Origin of the sequence: Streptomyces sp. NPDC051976, assembly GCF_040680795.1 — a bacterium.
In the GTDB taxonomy this organism is placed as follows: domain Bacteria; phylum Actinomycetota; class Actinomycetes; order Streptomycetales; family Streptomycetaceae; genus Actinacidiphila.
This window is the reverse complement of record NZ_JBFAXL010000017.1, coordinates 136,140-153,873: the sequence shown is the minus strand read 5'-3', so window position 1 is coordinate 153,873 and position 17,734 is coordinate 136,140. Positions and strand designations below refer to the sequence as shown.

Genomic DNA, 17,734 nt, shown 5'->3' with positions numbered 1-17,734 from the left:
ACGGCCAGATCCGGTATGACTCCTTCGACAGCAGCCAGTCCAAGTGGATCTACGACGGCCCGGGCCACTCCGTTCGGACCCAGATCATCGACACCCGAGGGCTCAAGCTCTCCTGGGGCATCTACAACTGATCGCGCATCGGGCCGGGCCGGGGAGGCGTGCGTCTCCCTGGTCCGGCTTTCGCCCTTGCGGCGGCGCTGTGGAGAAGACAGCCCCGATCCTGAGGTGCTGAGGACCATGGCACGATCGATGTGCGACATCCGGCGCGTGACTGTGAGCAACCACCACGGCCGCGGCAGCCGGTCAGCCGCACCCAGCACACGCGCCCGAGCCGAAACGCCCGCCCCGGTGGCCGACCGCTGCAGAGCATGCGGGTGCTCGGCTCTCAGCGAAGGGCCATCGCGCGCCGACCCAGAGGACATCCGGCGCGAGCATTTCGCGGATGCAGCGGCGCAGTCCGTTGCTGGAGTCGACCGGGAGCAGCCGAGGCGCCTGCTGGAACACCTCGCCGAGTTCGTCGGTGGCGGGGTCAGTGAGGAGGGTGCGGAGTGAACCGTTCCGGGTTCTATGGAGGCTCGATTCTTTGAGAGGATCGAGTCATGGCACGTCCCTCCCCTTATCCCGCTGAGCTGCGGCGCCGTGCGGTGCGTATGGTCGCCGAGGTGCGCCCGGACTACGAGACCGAGTGGGCCGCGATGAAGGCGGTCGCGAGCAAGCTCGGCATCGGCACGGCGGAGACGGTGCGCCAGTGGGTCCGCCGGGACCAGATCGACTCCGGGACCCGGCCCGGGACGACGACGGAGGAGTCTGCCCAGGTCAAAGCGCTGACGAAGGAGGTCGCCGAGCTCAAGCGGGCGAATGAGATCCTCAAGGCGGCCTCGGCGTTCTTCGCGGCCGAGCTCGACCGGCCACATCTTCGCTCGTGACGTTCATCGACGAGCACCGGGGCCGCTTCGGCGGCGTCGAGCCGGGCACAGCCTCTATCGAAGAGCGAAGAGTCGCCTTCATCCTCGCAGTATGCAAACTATGCGCCTTCGGGGTAATGAAGGTCGAAGAATTCGAGACATCCGGATACCAGTTCGAAGACGTTCTTCTACCCGACCGCGACATGACAGCCATTGAAGGCTTTCTCGACCAGGTCTTGCTCAGAAACCGCTACGAACAGCCCGAGCCTGTTCCCGACAACCTGACCGAATGACCATGTGAAGCCCGGTCCAACCGCCGGGCTTCTTCATACCCGCGTACCGCCAGACGCGCTCCATGACAGCACGACCGCTGGGGGAGGCTCGTTGTTCCACGTCTCACCTCCGCCCTCACGGCGGCCAGCGCAACATCGTCGCGCTTCTCTTCCTGCACTTACCCAGCACGCGTCGGACCGTATGGATGCCATCCCAGCATTGGCCGCCCCCGTGGAAGGTCGCGGGTTGGGGCGTAACGCCGACCCTCGATCACCGCGTTTCAGAACTCCACCCGGGCGTGCTCATCGACGCGAGCCACGGACTCCTGGTGGAAGCGTGCGTTGTACAGGGCCCTGATCTCCTCGATGCGACCGTCGGCCGACGCTGCGTCACCGCTGGGGTAGAGGAGGTAGATCTCGTAGCTGCGCTCTCGTTCGATCATCCCGTGCCGGTCACGGTACTGACCCAAGGCCTGTGTGACGGTCAGCCCCGCGGGAAAGCGGGGCGTGACGGACTGGTCGACGAAGTCCTGGAACTCCTTGTCGCTGACCGCGGGGCCGCCGTCGGGCCGGGCGGTGCCGAACAGCAGATGCGTTTCGATGTACGGGGCAGGAGCAGCGCGCGGCGCCGTGCGGTGTTCCAGGGCCGCGTAGGCGCTCGGGGCTGCCGCCCCCAGCACGGCGGCGGACAGGACGGCAGCAGCGAGAGAACGTGAAGGCTTACGCATGCCCTGGCAACGACCCAGCCACGGTGCGCGATGTTCAACCAAACGGGTGTTCCGGCCTTCGCGACAGGCGCTCCATCGTGCAGGCGGCGGTTCCGTGGCCGTGTCAGCTCGTTGCGGTTCGGCCCGGCCAGCACGCCGGCCGGGCCGAACCGCTCGTGGAGCCACCGCTGTGACCGTCATCGCGAGAGCCAGCCCGCGGGCCTTACCTCAGAGGTTGATCACGTAGACCTTCCGCAGCGTCTCGTGAACCGTCCAGGTCGTTCGGTCGCCTTCGCGTAGCACAGTCAGGTCACCCGGCCCGACCTGCAGCGTCGACCCGCCCTCGACCTCGATCGTCGCCGAGCCGCTGACCACCACGAACAGCTCGTCCGCCTCGGTGTCTGTGACCACGCCGGGAGTGATCTGCCAGATACCCCGGATCTGCTTGCCATCCGCCGACTCCCAGAGCACCTTCCCGGTCACCTCGGGTGTGCCGGAGACGATCTGCTCCGAGTCGAGCGGCTCGGGTTCGAGATCGGCATCGAGGACGTGGAGAGCGAAACTGTGCGTCATAGGGCGACCCTAGCCAGCGGACACCCAACTCGATCCCTACACAGTGTCGCGCATCGCACCTACAACAGGACAGATCATCAGGACGTCGGCTGCCTGGACTTACGAGCTGGTGCGTGATTGCGGTTGAGGCGTGATCGCGCGAGGGTGGGATGATCCAGTCTGTGGTGATCATGGTCAGCCGGGGCATCCTCGCGCATCAGACACGCGACGGGGACAGGACGCGTGAGGCGGGGGCCGGAGCCCGGCATCGGCTGGTGTTCGTCGACCGGCTGGTCGTCACGCTGATCCGCCTGCGCCACGATCTCCCGCACTCCGTCCTCGCCCTGTTGTCTGGTGTCGACCGTTCCTCTTACCGATCCACGACACAACGCCGAACGAAGCGCGGCTGAGGGCGAGTTGCGGTCCCGCGTGTCCCCCGCGCTCAGCCGGCGGCCCGAGGAGCCGACGGCTCCCCCAGCGACAGCTCGGTCCAGATCACCTTTCCCGTGGGTGTGTATCTGGTTCCCCACCGCTGGGTGAGTTGGGCGACGATGAACAGCCCTCGGCCGCCTTCGTCCACGGTGCTGGAGCGGCGCATCCGGGGGGAGGTGCTGCTGTTGTCGGCGACCTCGCAGATCAGGGTGCGGTCCAGGATGAGGCGCAGCTGCACCGGGCCGTTGGTGTAGCGCAGGGCGTTGGCGATCAGCTCGCTGAGCACTATCTCGGTGGTGTACGCCAGTTCCGTGCTCAGCCCGCGTTCGGTCACCCACGCGGACGCGGCGCCGCGCAGGGCGGAGACAGCCGCGGGGTCCGGGGGGATGTCCCATTGCCCGACGCGGTCCGGCCTGAGTACGCGGGTACGGGCGACGAGGATGGCCACGTCGTCGCCGGGCTCGTCGGGCAGCATGGCGTCGAGCACGGCGGCGCAGGTCTGCGCCGGGAGGCGGCGGCCCGCCAGGGCGGTGCTCAGCAGTCGCAGGCCGTCATCGGGGTCGCGGTGGCGGCGTTCGATGAGGCCGTCGGTGAACAGGACGAGGTCGCTGCCCTCGGGGAGCACCATCTCGGCCGACTCGAACGGGAAGCCGCCCAAGCCGAGCGGTGGGCCCGCGGGCAGGTCGGGGAAGGTGACGCGTCCGTCGGTGTCGACCAGGGCGGGCGGGGGGTGGCCGGCCCGGGCCAGGGTGCACTGGCCGGTCAGCGGGTCGTAGACCACGTACAAGCAGGTCGCGCCGATGACGCCGGCTGCGGCGCCGCCGCCGCAGCCCGTCTCTCCCGCCTCCTCGTCGAGCCGGTTGACCAGGTCGTCCAGGTGGGCCAGGACCTCTTCCGGCGGCAGGTCGAGGGCGGCGAAGTTGTGCACGGCCGTACGCAGCCGGCCCATCGTGGCGGTGGCGTGGAGACCGTGGCCGACGACGTCCCCCACGACGAGGGCGACCCGCGCTCCGGACAGCGCGATGACGTCGAACCAGTCGCCGCCGACGGCGGCTTGGGCGGGGAGGTAGCAGTGCGAGACCTCGACCGCGCTGTGACCGGACAGGCGTTGGGGCAGCAGGCTGCGCTGGAGGGCCAGGGCGGTGGCGTGCTCGCTGGTGTAGCGGCGGGCGTTGTCGATGCAGACCGCGGCGCGGGCGACGAAGTCCACCGCGAGCGCCAGGTCGTCCTCGACGAAGGGTTCGGCCCTGTCACCGCGGTAGAAGGCGGCCACGCCCAGCACCGCGCCGCGCGCTCGCAGCGGAACGCACATCATGGAGTGCGCTCCGTGGGTCGCGGCCCAGTGGTCCGACGCGCCGTCATGCTCTGCTCCGAGCACGGATTCCAGCACTGGCTCGTTGCCGCGGTACGCGCGCTCGTGCGGCCCGGCCGAGCGGTACCCGACCAGTTCTCCCACCGTCCCGCACAGCCCGCTGCCCACTGCCGCGACGCGCCGCAGAGCGGCGGGGGCAGGGGGCGGTTCACCGCCGTCGAGTACGGCGTCCGGCAGGTCGACGGTCACCCCGTCCGCCAGCCCTGGCACGGCGACTGCGGCCAGTTCCCGGACGGTCGTACGGACGTCCAGAGTCGTGCCGACACTCACCCCGGCCTCGTACAGCAGCCGCAGCCGCTCCCGTGCCGCGACGGCCAGCCGCCCGACGCCCTGCTCACCGAAGAGCAGCAGCCACCGGTCGGCGCCCTCATCCTTGGGCGCGGACGCGGGCTGGGTCACCGCCGGCACGGGCTCGGTGGCGGGCAGCGGTATCCGGGGTATCTCCCCCGCCCGGGGCAGCTCCACCTCGACCGCGGTGCCGGACACCCCGTCGGGACCGGTGACGGAGTAGGCGTGCAGTGCCGCGGTGCGTTGTGCGGTCAAGGGCACCAGCAGCGGCGTGAGCCCCGGGTGCGAGATCAGACGGGCGGCATGTTCCTGGAGCACCACGATGTCGGCCGGGTCCACGTGGGGGCCGGGGGCCGCGGTCCTCGCCTCCGGCACCTGGTGCAGCGCCGTGCGCAGTGCCAGCTCCCGGCGCGTGTACGGGGCCATGAGCCGGTTCTCGATCTCCCGGCCGAGCCGCACAGCCAGCGACTCGATACGCGCGGTGTCGGCGGCGAGCGGAACGGTGACATCGATGACGCCCTCGATCCGGCCGCACAGTGGATCGCATATCGGCGCTGCGGCGCAGGTGTAGGGGCGCAACTGCTCGGCGAAGTGCTCGGTTCCGACCACGCTGCACAGCCGCCGCTCGATCAGTGCGGTGCCGATGCCGTTGGTGCCGATGGCCGCTTCGGCGAAGCTGAAGCCGGGGGCGATCGACAGGCGGTCCAGGACTCCGTTCAGGGAGCGTTCGCCGACCAGGCGGTGGAGCACGGTGGCGTCCGCGTCGGTGAGCGCGACCACGATCGGACTGCCCGCGATCACGTGCCGAAACCGTTCCAGTACCGGGGCGGCGGCGGTGAGCAGGCGGTCTGCGCGGTCCATGACGTCCGCGTAGGGCAGCTCCGTCCGCTGCGGCAGGACGCCGTGCGACCGGGAGCGGCGCCAGGAGTCCAGGATCGAGGCGCGCACCTCGTGCTCGACCCGGCCGCCCGCGAGGAAGGTCTCCCATGTCTTGACGGTCGGCCAGTCGCCGGAAACCGCGTGCATCACTTCGGGTCACGTCCTTTGTAGACCACAAGATGCCATTCAGCATACGCATATCGGTCAATACCAAATTTGTTGCGTCTAAATCACCCCAAAGAATGTGAATAATAAACATTTTTGGTGTGCTCTTCCCGAGGCTGAACCGTCCCCGGGTGCCGGAGGTCCGGAGCGGCCCGGCGTACATCCCGCCGGTTCGCCGCGGGCCCGCCACCAGCAGGGGTACCGCTCGGCCGGGCGTCGGCGTACTGTCGAGCCGGAGCGGAATGAGCTGGTTTGTACCTTTCGACGAAAGGGGCCGGTCACGATGTACGGACCCGACATGCTCCTGGTCAGGCTGAAGAGCCTGGGCCCGGCGGGGGTGGCGAGCGCGGTGCTGGTGAGCCTCGAAGGCGAGGTCAGGGACGGCGATAGCGCGGTGCTGGACTCCTGCCTGACCGCGGCGCGTACCGGCGGCGGCGACGTGGTGGTCGACGTGGGCGCGGTGACGTATCTGTCCGAGCCCGCCGCCCACGTCATCGAGCGCTTCGCCCGCCTGCAGGCCGCGGAGAGCCGCCGCGTGGTGGTGGCCGGTGCCTCGCCCGGGCTCCGGGCGACCCTTGCGGGCACGGCGGCGGGCTCCTCCCTGCGGTACGCGGCCAGCCTCGCACGGGCGGTCGCCGACACACGGCGGCTCGCAGCGCCCGGCGGACTCGACGGGGCGAAACGCTTCGGCGCCTCCAGGGTGTGCGCGCCGCGGACCGAGACGGCGCCGGTGTGCGAGCCGCGCTCCATGGCCCTGATCCACCGCGCCCAGCAGATACTGGTCAGGCGATACGGACTGGACGGGCCCCGGGCGGCTCTCAGCCTGATGCGGGCGGCGTCCTCGCTCCACCACGACCTCGCCATCGTCCCCCTGGCCGTGGCGGTGCTGTCCACCCCCGCTCCGGACCTCGGCGCCTGGCAGTGGTTCCCCGGCCACCGCGGCGAGGAGGCTCCGCCACTGCCCTTCGCCCCGACCCTGAACGCCAGCTCGGCGAAGCACTCGGAGACCGTGGCCGCGGTACGTGACACAGCCTGCCGCCTCGCGCAGACCGACATGGGCAACGTCCAGCTCACCGCGCATGACGGTGCCGCGCTCCGCCTGCAGGCGCACCGCGGGTTCTCCACGGAGTTCACCGACTATTTCGCATGGGTGAGCGACGACACCTCCGCCTGCGGCCGCGCCCTGCTCGACGGCACACGCGTGATCATCTCCGAGGTGGCCACCGATCCGGTCTTCGACGACACCGCGCGGCGCGTCATGCTCAGCGCGGGCATCCGGTCGGTGCAGAGCACCCCGCTGCGGGGATCGTCCGGGCGCCCCATGGGCATGCTCTCCACCCACTACCCGCTGTCCCGCCGGGTCCACAGCACCTCGGAACTGCGGGCCCTCGACGAACTCGCCACCCAAGCCGGCATGTGGCTGGAGTGGCACGAACGAGCGGTCCTGATCAGTGCCCTGGAACACCTGCACCGCATAGCCCTGCACCGCACCGACCTGCGCGGCGACTCCGGCGGCAACCGCGCGGACACCTCTCCGGCGTGATCGCGAACCACCGCTGGAGTACCGGGTGCCGCCGCGCGCGAGCCTGACGTCCCCTCACTCTTCAGGAGCCGCACCATGTCGCCGCCCATCTCGGCAGACGTTCCCTGATCAAGGCTGCACCGCTCGCCGGTGGGGCCGTCCTACACCGTCGGCGGCGGTCAGGTCGCGTCAACGTGCCGGCCACCGCGCCCGACATCAACGGCTCCGTGGTCTGCGTCGAGGCGTACCCGCCTGCGCCGGAGCGGCCAGGGTGACGGTGTTCCGGGACGTGGGTTACCCGCCACCAGTGCCGTCCTGCCGCTGAGCAGCTACGGTCCGGCGCCTGCCGGGCATCGGCTGACACCGCCCGCCTCCTGCCTCCGCGGGCCCCGGCCAACTGCAGGGGCCCACTCCCCCGCTCCTGGACGAAGCGGTGGCACCGCAATCCGTCCGCCGACGGAGCGGGACCGGCTCCGGTCATCCAGCCGAGGTGATCGACTGCTCCGCCCAGATGGTCTTGCCCGCTCGGGTGTACCGGCCGCCCCAGCGGTCGGTGAGCTGGGCGACGAGGAAGAGCCCCCGGCCGCCCTCGTCCGTGCCAAGCGACCGCCGAAGCCGCGGCTGGCTGTTGCTGGCGTCGCTGACCTCGCACACCAGCGTCCGGTCGACAGGGAGCCGCACCCCGATCACGCTGCCCGCGTACCGGACGGCGTTGGGACCAGTTCGCTGATGATGAGTTCGGTGATGAAGGCCAGCCACGAGGCGCGGCGCGGGCTCATGTGCTGTGTGAGTGCCGTAGGGCCGCACGGGCTGCGGTGACGAGGGCAGCGTTGTCCGGGGCGGGACTGCCGTCGGGAAGGTGCAGCACGTCCTCCAGGCCGATCCGGACGTCCAGGCGGTTGGAGGCCGCCAACCGGAGGACGGGCCAGGCAGCGGCGTCCTCACCATGAAGGAGGATCGGCGCGGCTACTGCCCCGAGCTCGCCCAGCAGGTCGGCGGCCGCACGGACCGCGTCCTCCTCCGCCGTCTCGGTGATCTCGGCCAGGATACGCAGGACCCGGCGGGATTCGGGCCAGTCCAGGAACCGCTGGGCGGCGGGAGTGCCGGAATAGATGCCTGCCTCGATACCGATCCCCCGTTCCAGCAGCGCCGCAGCCACCTCGGCGGCACCGTCCTCGTGCCAGTTGACGGAGGCATGGTCGGGGAGCACGGTCCAGATGCGGACCTGCGCGACGCGGGTCCGAGGGTCCGCTGCGGCCCACGCGCCGGTGGTGACTCCAACGGGGACGCCTGGGACCGCGGCCCGCACCGCGTTCACAGCGGCGGCGACGGCGGCGGCCTCCAGCGTGTCCTGGCCGTCGCGGTCCTTGGGGTGCAGATGAATGTCCTCCGCGCCGGCGGCGACAGCCTCGCGGGCCGCCGCCGCCAGTTCGCCGGGGGTCACCGGGAGGTGGGAACACTCGGTGCGGCTTCGGGCGCCGTTGAGACAGACCTGCAGCATCGCGCCATCTTCGCAGACCCCGGCCGGGAATCTCCCGCGATGCGACCGGGCCCAGGCCGTGATCAGCTCCCTCCCCCAGGCGACCCGTAGACCCGCGTCCCCGACCACGCCTCCACCGCCACCTACCGGGCCGACAGGTTTCCCGTACGGACCGCGGGGAGAGGCTCGACCCATGCACGCGATCTTGCACGCGCTGTCGATCACCGGGTCCATGACCTGGGAGATCACCTGGGCGCTGGTTCTGGGCTTCGCCCTGTCCGCCGTCGTGCAGGCGGTCGTGCGCAAGTCGACGGTCGTGTCCCTCCTGGGCGACGACCGCCCGAGGACGCTGGCGGTGTCGGCCGGCCTGGGTGCGGCGTCGTCGTCGTGCTCCTACGCCGCGGTGGCCCTCGCGCGCTCCCTGTTCCGCAAGGGCGCCGACTTCACCGCGGCCATGGCCTTCGAGATCGCCTCCACCAACCTCGTCATCGAACTCGGAGTGATCCTGGCGCTGCTAATGGGCTGGCAGTTCACCCTCGCGGAGTTCACCGGCGGTCCCGTCATGATCGTCGTGCTGGCGCCGCTGTTCCGGCTCCTGCTCCGCGAACGGCTGCTGCGCCAGGCCCGCGAACAGGCGGAGCTTGGCGTTGCCGGATCGGTGACTCCTCCCCCTCGTGAACGAGGGGGCTTCTCGTTATGCCGGTTGGGCTTTGCGACGGACCAGCCCGGCCCGTAACACGTTGAGTGCGCCCACTGTGTCCGCGTGCGCGGTGTGGCCGCACGAGAGGCAGTGGAACTTCTCCTGAGTGAGCCGGTTCTCCGCGCAGACGTGCCCGCAGGTGGGACAGGTCCGGGAGGTGTTGCGGGGGTCCACGGCGATCACTTCCCTACCGGCGCTTTCAGCCTTGCTGGTGAGGATCGTCAGGAACACCCCCCAACCGGCATCGTTGATCGAGCGGTTGAGTCCGGCCTTCGCAGCAGCCCCGTTGGGCAGGAAGCTGCCGGTCTGGTCAGGGTCGGGCTTCGACGCGGGGGCCCGGCTCATGTTGCGGACCCTGAGGTCTTCGTGCGCGATGAAGTCATGCTGACGCACGAGGTCAAGAGCGGTCTTGTGCGCGTGGTCCAGGCGTTGCCGGCGGACCTTGCGGTGCACAGTGGCGACGCGTTCGACGGCGCGCCGGTGGTTGCCGGTGCGCTTGGTACGGCGAACGTGGGGGAAGCGGGCGAGGGCCTGCTGTGCGGCCTCCAGTTTCGCGGTGGCCTTCCGGCCGTGGCGCGGGTTAGGTACGAACCGGCCGCCTGAGTCGGCGAGGAAGTTGGCTATGCCCAGGTCGACGCCGACCACGCTGCCTGTCTTGGGAAGTGGTTCGGGCTGGGCCTGTTCGGCGGTGAGGACGACGTACCAGCGTCGGCCTTCACGTTTGACGCTGACGGTCTTGACCTTGCCGACGACCGGCCGGTGCTGATTGACCTTGACGTGCCCAACGCCCTGGAAGCGGACGCGGGTGACAGGATCGTGCGGGGTGGAGTCCCAGCGGCAGCCGTCGCCGTCCTTGGGGAAGTCGACCGTGTCGAACCAGTTCACCGCGCGAAAGCGGGGATAGCCCGGAGTGTCGCCGGCCTTGACGCGGCGGAAGAACGCGGCGAACGCCTTGTCGAGACGGCGCAAGGTGGCCTGCTGGCTGGAGAACGACCAGCGGCCCTGACGCTCCGAGTCAAAAGCCCGGATGTCCTTGAGCTGCGCGGACTGCTGTCCGTAACTGACGCTCGTCTTCGATGCATGCCGGTAGGCGTCGCGACGTTCCTGCAACGCACCGTTGTAGAGGGAGCAATGATCGCGGAGCATCTCGCCCAGCGCGATCGTCTGGCCCCCGGTGGGCCGCATGAGGAACTTGTACGCACGGATCATCCAGCCCACCCCCTTCCCCAGTCGGTTCGATGATCATACGACGCTTGGGGTATGTCACCCTGCTGGGAACCAAATCCGGATATCCGTACCGGTCGTCATGTCACCTACAACCTTCACGCACACTTGGTGTTCGTTACGAAGTACCGGCGTGACGTGTTCGATGACACCATGCTCAGGCGCTGCGAAGTGATCATGCGTGAGGTCTGCGAGAAGTTCGAGACTCAGCTACGCGAGTTCAACGGCGAAGCCGAACACGTGCACCTTCTCGTCCACTACCCGCCAAAAGTCTCCCTCTCCAAACTGATCAACTCCCTCAAGGGCGTCAGCTCCCGGTACCTGCGGGCCGAATACACCGGACCGATCAACCGCATCGGCATGGGCTCCGTGTTCTCCCGCTCATACTTCGCAGGATCCTGCGGCGGAGCACCACTGACAGTGATCCGCCAGTACATCGAGGGCCAGAAGCGCCCTGTCTGACCGTCACGACCGAGACGCAGAGAACTCCGGCGCTCCACGCCTCCGGTCTCAAGGATGCGTTTCCCTCCCCGGCTGAAGCCGGGGATACCCACGCAAGACCAGGATGGTGATCGCGCCGACCGCGAAGACCAACAGGGCGCCGATGCCCCACAGCGGCAGGATGCCCGCGGCGAGCGCGCCCAGCGCCGGCCCCACGATGATCGCGCCGCCGAGGCCGGCCGCGATGGAGTAGAGCGCCAGCGCGCCCAGCCGGATGACCGCCCGTCTGGTGTTGGCGGGGCGCGCGCCCACACTCACGCCGAGGATGGAGGCGACCAGGTAGCCGCCCACGCACCAGCCGACCGCCAGATAGAAGGAGGTCAAGCCGTTCTGGTCGCTGCTGGAGACGGGAACGACATCCTGGACGGCGACAGTTCGCTGCTTGGTCGCGTCGAACCGGACCACGATCTTCTCGATCGCGGTGGCCAGCGAAGCTCCCGAGGCCGTGGCAACCACCAGCTGGTCCTTGCTCCCCTTGAGATTGGGGATGAACGCGCTGTAGAGCTTCTGATCCTTGATCTGGCGGACCGCCTCGGCCTCTGAGGCAACCGGCTTCGCCTCCAGCGGCTGCCCCGCCACGGAGTTGATCTGGCCCACCAGCTGGGACTGCACCCTGGCCGGAGCGATGATACCCATGGACGCCTTGTGCGGCAGCGGGTGGTGGAGCGCGCCCACGTAGCTGAGGATGAAGCCCAGCTGGAGCAGCAGGGTCGCGGTGACGAGCAGCACCGCGCGGGGGCTCACCGCATCGCGCAGTTCACTGGCGAAGCCGCGCGGCGCCTCCGGCTGGGTCCGCTCACCGGACATGGTCGAGGTCCATTCGTTGATGGCGTTACATGTCGATGTATATCGGGCGAGGGCTCACGCAGCCTTGTAGCTCCGGCCATCCGGGGGTGACGCCGGGGCCGGACGGGTACGCGGGTGTCAGCCCGCCGAGGAACCAGACCGAGGGCCAGGCACCGGCGGATTCTTCGACGATGGAGGAACAGTGCCCTGGTGACAGGACCACCGACCCTGGCAGTCCAGCGGGGCGAGGGCCGCCCCCGGCTCAGCCGCGCTGCCACCGGCCGTGGAGCGATCAGCCGCCCGTCTCAGCGCCGCCGACGGCCACCGGGGTCACGGCGCGCCGGAACGGCCAGGCGAGGGTGGCGTGGAAGCCCCTCGGGTCGGGATACGAGGTCGGGTCGTCCAGGCCGAGCCGGTCAGGGACGCGCCCGGGCTCGTACACGAAGGTACCGAAGACCATGTCCCAGACGGGGAGCACCGAACCGTAGTTGACGCGCTCGCCCGCGCCGTGGTGCCAGCGATGAGTCTCCGCGCCCACCAGAAGGTAGTTGAGCGGTCCGGTGCGGATGTCGGAGTTGATATGGCTGATCGTCTGCTGGAGGTTCAGCACCGCCAGCGCGAGGAACACCGCGTCGGGCGTCGCCCCGGTGAACCGGAAGACCACCAGGGAGATCACGAAGCGGGAGACCAGCAGGTCGAGCGGGTGGAAGACGGGGTGCATGAGCACGTACACCTGGGAGGGGGCGTGGTGCACCCCGTGGGCCCGCCACAGCCGGGGCAGGGTGTGGGCGGCGCGGTGGTAGACGTACCAGAGCAGGTCGAGGCCGAGCAGGACGACCACGGCTTGCAGGGGCAGCGGGACGCGGGCCAGCGGGCCGAAGCCGCCGCTCGGGACGAGACGGGCGGCGACGACGGAGACGCCCATCGTGGCGATCTGCTCGACCGCGAACGCCAGCCCGATGAATGGCAGATCACGCCCGACGAAGGTGTCCCTGGTCATCCGCCAGCGCTCCAGCAGCGGATTGCGTCGCTCGATGGTGAAGGCGAAGGCGATGGTGCCCACGGTCAGCAGGGCCAGGACGGCGCTCTGGGGGACGCCCAGGCGGTGGGTGGCGGCGGCCCATCCGACGGCGCCGGAGACCGCCGCCAGGAGCGGGTAGGTACCGTAGGTGAGGATCGGTCGGGCGGGGGATGCGAGTTCCATGCCGTCACGTTCGCAAGTGGCACAGGGGGTGGGCTTTCCCGTGGGCGCAGACGTTTTGCCTTCCGGCGCTTCCCGTGCGGCCGACCCGGTGGAGGCCGGGCTGCGGGCCTTCGCCAGTGCCCGGGGCGTACGGCTACCGGAGGCGGGCGCGTCACCGGAAGCCGACTGGCTCGCGCCGCTGTGGGAGGCGCTGCGGCGCTCGGGGCTCGGCCACCCCGGGCTGGCCTTCGCAGCCTGGGCGGAGACCACCATGCTCGGTGGCCTGGTGCCGCCGATCCTCGCCAACAGCCCCGACGTCGAGGCCATGCTGGAGAGCCTGCGGTACTTCCACCCGCTGGTGGGCCGCAACGAATTGGTGGTGCGGCCGCGTTCCGGCGGTGGGCCGGACACGGTCCGGCTGAGCCTGCGGGCGTGCGACGGCGGGGCGGCGGACCCGGACACGGTGGATGCCTGCTTCGCGCTGCTGTGCCGCACGGTACGGCTGCTCTCCGAGGGGTCCGCCGGGCCCGACCGAGTCCTGCTGCGCCGCCCGGAACCGGTGGACGCGGGGGCGTACCGCGAGGCGCTGGGTCCCGCGGTGGCGTTCGGCCAGCCGCAGGACACCTGTGTCTTCGGCCCAGCCACGCTGCGCGCCCGGGTGCGGCAGGCCGATCCCGCCGTTCTCGCGATGCTGGCCCCGTACGCGCGGCGGCAGCTCGCCCAGGAGCACACACCCTGGTCAACGGCGGTACGGACGGCCCTCAGCAACGCGCCCGTCGCCCTGTCCGGTCCGCCACGGCTGGCCGACGTGGCGCGCGCCATGGCGGTCAGCGGCCGCACGCTGCAGGCGCGGCTCCAGGAAGAGGGCGCGTCCTTCTCCGACCTGGCGGACGGGTTGCAGCGCGAACGCGCTCTGGCGCTGCTCGCCGAACCGGAGCCGACGGGGCTGGCGATGACCGCGATCGCCGCACGGGTCGGCTTCGCCACCCCGGCCGCGCTCACCCGGGCGGTACGGCGCTGGACCGGCATGACGCCCACCGCGTACCGGCGCTCGGCCACGGCTGACCCGCACCCTGGTGCTTGGTGACCGCAGCCTCCGCCGACGGCCGTGGCGGTGGAACCCAGGCGTCGCAGCGGTCAGCCGGTGGCCGAGCTTGGACTGACCGGATCACTTGGTCACGGGCAGGCACTCGGCGAGCAGTTCGACGACATCGCGCCAGGCTCGCTGTGCGTGCCGTGGGTGGTAGGCGACGCCGGGGACCGTGCGGTGGTCGACCGTCGGATGGTGGAAAGCGTGCACGGCGCCGCCGTAGACCACAAGGCGCCAGTCGATGCCCGCGGCCTGCATCTCAGCCGTGAAAGCGTCCCTCTGCGCGGGCGGCATGATCGGGTCTTCCGACCCGACCCCGGCCCACACCGGGCAGCGAATGCGCGCCGCCTCGCCCGGTCGGCCCGTGGTGGTCGCGTTGACTGTCCCGATCGCGCGCAGATTGGCGCCATCACGCCCGAGTTCCAGCGCGATGGCGCCGCCGGTGCCGTAGCCGATGGCGGCGATCCGGTCGGGGTCCGTTCGCGGTTCGGCGCGCAACACGTCGAGCGCCGCATGGCCGATGCCGCGCATCCGCTCGGGATCAGCGAGCAGCGGCATGCAACGGGCCAGCATCTCCTCAGGCTCACCCAGATAGCGCCCGCCGTGCAGGTCGAAGGCCAGCGCCACGTACCCCAGCTCGGCGAGCGCGTCCGCCCGGCGGCGCTCGACGTCGCTGAGCCCCATGCCCTCCGGCCCGATCAGCACCGCGGGCCGGCGGTCGGCACCGGCTGGGAGAGCGAGGTGCCCGATCATCGTCAGACCGTCGGCCGGGTACTCGACCGTACGCGTCGCCATCGTCGTCATGACATCGGACTGTAGGGATCATCGAGCCCGGGCGGGCCGGGGTTCACCGCGGGCAGAACCACGCGTTCGACGCTCAGCAATACCGAGCAGAGGTCGAACGTGCACCCCCCCGTCATCCTGCATGCGCAGCGTCTCCAGCACGCCCCGCGCCGGGCCACCGCCAGGTCATGCAGGTCCAACAGCGGCCTGGACGCTTTGGTCAACCACACCAGCGCCAGCCGGTCCTGCGCCGGTATCCCCCGCGCCTCCGGCCCCGGCACCACAAACGCACAGCCGTGTCCTACATGGTGAGGCAGACGTAGCGTTTGTCGCCGGCGTCGGATACGAGACTGCGCACCGAATGCCTTCACTGTTGGATGGCGCTGGTCGTGGTGCGCCGCACGGCTCCCGAGGGCACCTGAGGCCTGTGGTGATGCCCGGTTCCAGTCGGGTCGGCGGAGGAAGGGGCGGGGCCGTCGGCTGGAACCGGGCATCACATGTGTCTCAGGCTGGGATCAGTGGGTCTGGAGCGCAGTGTCGTCCAGGACGAAGGACGTCGTGCCGCCGTTGGCATCGGTCTCGGTGCCGGTGAACCGCACGGTGAGAGTCTGCCCCGCGTACGCCGTCACGTCGTGGGAGTGCTGTGCATACCCGGTGTTGTGGTTGAGGTTGGAGTACGTCGCCAGCGTCGTCAGGACGGTGCCGGACTGGTCGAGCAACTGCACCTTGAAGGTGTCGGGGGTTGCTGTGGTGGTGTTCTCCGTGGTGTCGATGTGCAGCCAGTACGAAAGCGTGGCGGTGCAACCGGCCGGGATGGTCACCGTCTGCGCGACGGTGTCGGTGTCGGCCTTGCCGTCGCCGTTGGTCCAGGCGTCCCAGCTGCCGGTGTGGGCGGGCTCGTCGGCGGTGTCGTTGTTGATCGGGGCGAAGCCTAGCGTGGAGCTCTGTGTCCACGGCGCGATCGTGGCGCCGCCCTCGAAGCCGGCGTTGCCCAGCAGTTGCGCGGCCGTGCAGCCGCCGCCGGTGGAGGTGACGGTCAGGGTGTAGGCGGCGGTGTGGCTGCCGGAGGCGGCTGTGCCCTTCACGGAGAGCGGATAGGTGCCCGCGGCGGTTCCGGTCGCGACGGTGACCGTCGCGGTCGAGCTGCCGCCGGCGGTCACCGAGGCCGGATTGAAGGACACCGTGACGCCGCTGGGCGCACCGGTGGTGCTGAGCGTGACGGTCTGGGCGGAGCCGGAGGTGACCGCGGTGGTGACGGTGGCGGTCGTCGAGCCGCCGGGGGTGGCGGTTCCCGAGGCGGGGCCGACGGCGAGGGAGAAGTCGTTCGCCGGGGCGGTGGTCGCCGAGGGGTTCCAGTAGTCGCCGGCCATGACGATGTACACGAGGGTCTTGATGGTCTCGCCGAAGTAGCCGTCACCGAAGGGGTTGGTGGCGAGCTGGTTCCAGATCGTGTCGGTCCACGCCTGGTCTCCGGCGGCCATGGCGGCCGGGCCCACCGAGTCGCCGGCCTCTTCGGCCTGGTCGGAGGTGGAGTAGACGGTGCAGTTCAGGTTCAGGTGCGGGTAGACCTTCTTCGGGTCGCTCCCGGAGACGGACTTGGCGCAGGCCGACCACTTCTTGGCGTCGTTGTAGGCCGTGGCAGCCGTGGCGGTGCCGTTGAGCAGGGCGTCGGTCCCCATGTGCCAGGGCACGCGGATGGAGTTGTAGCCGACGATGTTGTCCGGCTGGCTCTCCTGGTAGTTCGCGGGGGCCGGCTTGGGGCTGGTGGTGTCAGCGTTCACCACGAAGTCCGACAGCAGTCCCTTGGTGGAGGAGTACGCGCTGGTGAACTCGTTGACGATCGCCTCGGTGCGGGTGACGACCTTGTTCCAGTCGTGCGCGGTGTCGTAGGCGGCGAAGGCCCGCAGGTGGTCGAGCATCATGTCGGACGGCCGGGCGTCGGTGGACGGACCGTCGTCCTCGCACTTGAGGTGGCCGTCGGCGGCCACGTCGTGGGCGTAGATCCGGCCGAGCCAGGCCTTGGCATCGCTGGTGTAGCCTCCCCACTGCTTGTCGGCGAGGAGCAGGCCGTAGCCGATGTCCAGATCGCCGTCGGTGGCGGCGTCGGGGGTGCCGCTGTCGGCGTACTTGCAAGTGCTGCCGTCCAGCTTCCACTGCATCAGGCCGTACTGGTCCTCGTGGTCCTTGACCAGCTGCCACAGACCGTCGAACTCAGCCTTGGCGTTCGCGTCGTAACCGGCCATCAGCGGCACGATGTTCATGCCGTAGCCCTGACCTTCCGAGACCGGGCCGTTGTTGGGGGCGTCGCCGTCGCCCTTGGTGGACACGTAGTACTCGTTGGAGGCGCAGCCGTGGACGAGGTAAGCACTCTTCCAGGCGTCGTACTGCTTCTTGACGGCGGCGTCGCGGGTGGCCGCGGACGCCGACGGCATGACGCCGGTCTGGTAAGTCACATGGGTGGGGAACGGGTTGGCGGGGGTCGTCGCAGCGACGGCGGGGCCGCCGCCCGCGACAGCCGTGCCCAGGGCTATACAACCGGCAGAGGCCGTGGCCGCCACCAGCTTTCTGAGAAAGTGCGCCATCGATGCTCCCAAGGGGGCGAGGGGACGGGGGCGAGGGGGGATTTCGTTAGGAAAGTTTCCTAACTACTTAGAGGCGTGTCAATCCCTTGAGCACTGGCTCGCCAAGTCGTTGCTCTCGCCCACGACTGCCGATGCGTGCCTCGGTCTGCTGCCCGAGGCGGCATCCGCACTGAGACAGTCGATGATCGCCTGTTCGCCCTCTCGCCCGAACCACATCGCCGCAACGCACCAAACGAGCCCCGGCGACCGGCCGGGGCCCGATCGCCCGCTCCCGCAGGAGGGCTGGCGGTTTCATGCGGCGGCACACCAGT

At 69.9% G+C, this 17,734-nt stretch carries 13 protein-coding genes and 4 pseudogenes; 7 read left to right on the top strand and 10 right to left on the bottom strand.

Going from position 1 to position 17,734, the window contains the following annotated elements:
- Positions 1–599: 599 nt before the first annotated feature.
- Positions 600–946, top strand: a pseudogene (locus tag AB0M29_RS19430) (transposase); the annotation flags it as partial.
- Entirely contained in the window at positions 923–1,198 is a 276-nt protein-coding gene (locus tag AB0M29_RS19425; protein ID WP_365384056.1) for a hypothetical protein, read from the top strand. The pseudogene AB0M29_RS19430 and the gene AB0M29_RS19425, both read left to right, overlap by 24 nt.
- 260 nt (positions 1,199–1,458) lie before the next feature.
- Here AB0M29_RS19425 and AB0M29_RS19420 read toward each other — a convergent pair whose 3' ends face one another.
- Both AB0M29_RS19420 and AB0M29_RS19415 read right to left on the bottom strand, forming a co-directional pair.
- Positions 1,459–1,905: a DUF3574 domain-containing protein gene (locus tag AB0M29_RS19420; protein WP_365384043.1), complete on the bottom strand. Its 447-nt coding sequence runs from the start codon at positions 1,903–1,905 to the stop codon at positions 1,459–1,461.
- Positions 1,906–2,112: 207 nt separating this feature from the next.
- Positions 2,113–2,457 (bottom strand): cupin domain-containing protein, encoded by a 345-nt coding sequence (locus AB0M29_RS19415; protein WP_365384041.1) that lies wholly within the window; start codon positions 2,455–2,457, stop codon positions 2,113–2,115.
- Between the two features lie 170 nt (positions 2,458–2,627).
- Here AB0M29_RS19415 and AB0M29_RS19410 point away from each other — a divergent pair.
- Positions 2,628–2,834 (top strand): annotated as a pseudogene (locus tag AB0M29_RS19410) (hypothetical protein); the annotation flags it as partial.
- 44 nt (positions 2,835–2,878) lie between these two features.
- Here the strand turns inward: AB0M29_RS19410 and AB0M29_RS19405 are convergent.
- A complete protein-coding gene (locus tag AB0M29_RS19405) occupies positions 2,879–5,554 on the bottom strand; it encodes a SpoIIE family protein phosphatase (RefSeq protein WP_365384039.1) in 2,676 nt (891 codons plus the stop codon).
- 301 nt (positions 5,555–5,855) lie between these two features.
- Between AB0M29_RS19405 and AB0M29_RS19400 the strand changes: the two genes are divergently transcribed.
- Complete coding sequence (locus tag AB0M29_RS19400) at positions 5,856–7,115, top strand: GAF domain-containing protein (protein ID WP_365384037.1); 1,260 nt, start codon at positions 5,856–5,858, stop codon at positions 7,113–7,115.
- Between the two features lie 456 nt (positions 7,116–7,571).
- Here AB0M29_RS19400 and AB0M29_RS19395 read toward each other — a convergent pair.
- Both AB0M29_RS19395 and AB0M29_RS19390 read right to left on the bottom strand, forming a co-directional pair.
- A pseudogene (locus tag AB0M29_RS19395) lies at positions 7,572–7,849 on the bottom strand (ATP-binding protein); the annotation flags it as partial.
- Between the two features lie 20 nt (positions 7,850–7,869).
- Positions 7,870–8,595, bottom strand: coding sequence for a 3-keto-5-aminohexanoate cleavage protein (locus tag AB0M29_RS19390; protein WP_365384035.1), 726 nt, complete (start codon positions 8,593–8,595; stop codon positions 7,870–7,872).
- A gap of 172 nt (positions 8,596–8,767) precedes the next feature.
- Here AB0M29_RS19390 and AB0M29_RS19385 point away from each other — a divergent pair.
- Positions 8,768–9,235 (top strand): annotated as a pseudogene (locus tag AB0M29_RS19385) (permease); the annotation flags it as partial.
- Between the two features lie 33 nt (positions 9,236–9,268).
- Here AB0M29_RS19385 and AB0M29_RS19380 read toward each other — a convergent pair.
- Positions 9,269–10,483, bottom strand: a complete 1,215-nt coding sequence (locus tag AB0M29_RS19380) for a transposase (RefSeq protein WP_365384033.1) — start codon at positions 10,481–10,483, stop codon at positions 9,269–9,271.
- Between the two features lie 51 nt (positions 10,484–10,534).
- Here AB0M29_RS19380 and tnpA point away from each other — a divergent pair, with 51 nt between their 5' ends.
- The gene (gene tnpA, locus AB0M29_RS19375; RefSeq protein ID WP_365384031.1) at positions 10,535–10,960 is read left to right on the top strand and encodes an IS200/IS605 family transposase; all 426 of its coding nucleotides are present in this window, start codon (positions 10,535–10,537) and stop codon (positions 10,958–10,960) included.
- Positions 10,961–11,008: 48 nt separating this feature from the next.
- Here the strand turns inward: tnpA and AB0M29_RS19370 are convergent, their stop codons facing one another.
- Positions 11,009–11,806 (bottom strand): DUF3533 domain-containing protein, encoded by a 798-nt coding sequence (locus AB0M29_RS19370; protein WP_365384029.1) that lies wholly within the window; start codon positions 11,804–11,806, stop codon positions 11,009–11,011.
- 271 nt (positions 11,807–12,077) lie between these two features.
- Complete coding sequence (locus AB0M29_RS19365; protein ID WP_365384027.1) at positions 12,078–12,989, bottom strand: sterol desaturase family protein; 912 nt, start codon at positions 12,987–12,989, stop codon at positions 12,078–12,080.
- 40 nt (positions 12,990–13,029) lie between these two features.
- On the opposite strand from AB0M29_RS19365, the gene AB0M29_RS19360 reads away from it, so the two are divergent.
- Complete coding sequence (locus tag AB0M29_RS19360) at positions 13,030–14,055, top strand: helix-turn-helix domain-containing protein (protein WP_365384026.1); 1,026 nt, start codon at positions 13,030–13,032, stop codon at positions 14,053–14,055.
- 81 nt (positions 14,056–14,136) lie between these two features.
- On the opposite strand, the gene AB0M29_RS19355 is transcribed toward AB0M29_RS19360, so the two are convergent.
- Together AB0M29_RS19355 and AB0M29_RS19350 are read right to left on the bottom strand one after the other, a co-directional pair.
- The gene (locus tag AB0M29_RS19355; protein ID WP_365384024.1) at positions 14,137–14,862 is read right to left on the bottom strand and encodes a dienelactone hydrolase family protein; all 726 of its coding nucleotides are present in this window, start codon (positions 14,860–14,862) and stop codon (positions 14,137–14,139) included.
- 494 nt (positions 14,863–15,356) lie between these two features.
- On the bottom strand, positions 15,357–17,423 hold the full coding sequence (locus AB0M29_RS19350; protein ID WP_365384022.1) for a glycosyl hydrolase family 8: 2,067 nt from the start codon (positions 17,421–17,423) through the stop codon (positions 15,357–15,359).
- Positions 17,424–17,734: the final 311 nt, after the last annotated feature.

Coding starts and splice junctions, on each gene's coding strand:
- AB0M29_RS19420 (WP_365384043.1), bottom strand. CDS start 1,905: ATGCGTAAGCCTTCACGTTCTCTCGCTGCTGCCGTCCTGTCCGCCGCC.
- AB0M29_RS19415 (WP_365384041.1), bottom strand. CDS start 2,457: ATGACGCACAGTTTCGCTCTCCACGTCCTCGATGCCGATCTCGAACCC.
- AB0M29_RS19405 (WP_365384039.1), bottom strand. CDS start 5,554: ATGCACGCGGTTTCCGGCGACTGGCCGACCGTCAAGACATGGGAGACC.
- AB0M29_RS19400 (WP_365384037.1), top strand. CDS start 5,856: ATGTACGGACCCGACATGCTCCTGGTCAGGCTGAAGAGCCTGGGCCCG.
- AB0M29_RS19390 (WP_365384035.1), bottom strand. CDS start 8,595: ATGCTGCAGGTCTGTCTCAACGGCGCCCGAAGCCGCACCGAGTGTTCC.
- AB0M29_RS19380 (WP_365384033.1), bottom strand. CDS start 10,483: ATGATCCGTGCGTACAAGTTCCTCATGCGGCCCACCGGGGGCCAGACG.
- tnpA (WP_365384031.1), top strand. CDS start 10,535: ATGTCACCCTGCTGGGAACCAAATCCGGATATCCGTACCGGTCGTCAT.
- AB0M29_RS19370 (WP_365384029.1), bottom strand. CDS start 11,806: ATGTCCGGTGAGCGGACCCAGCCGGAGGCGCCGCGCGGCTTCGCCAGT.
- AB0M29_RS19365 (WP_365384027.1), bottom strand. CDS start 12,989: ATGGAACTCGCATCCCCCGCCCGACCGATCCTCACCTACGGTACCTAC.
- AB0M29_RS19355 (WP_365384024.1), bottom strand. CDS start 14,862: ATGACGACGATGGCGACGCGTACGGTCGAGTACCCGGCCGACGGTCTG.
- AB0M29_RS19350 (WP_365384022.1), bottom strand. CDS start 17,423: ATGGCGCACTTTCTCAGAAAGCTGGTGGCGGCCACGGCCTCTGCCGGT.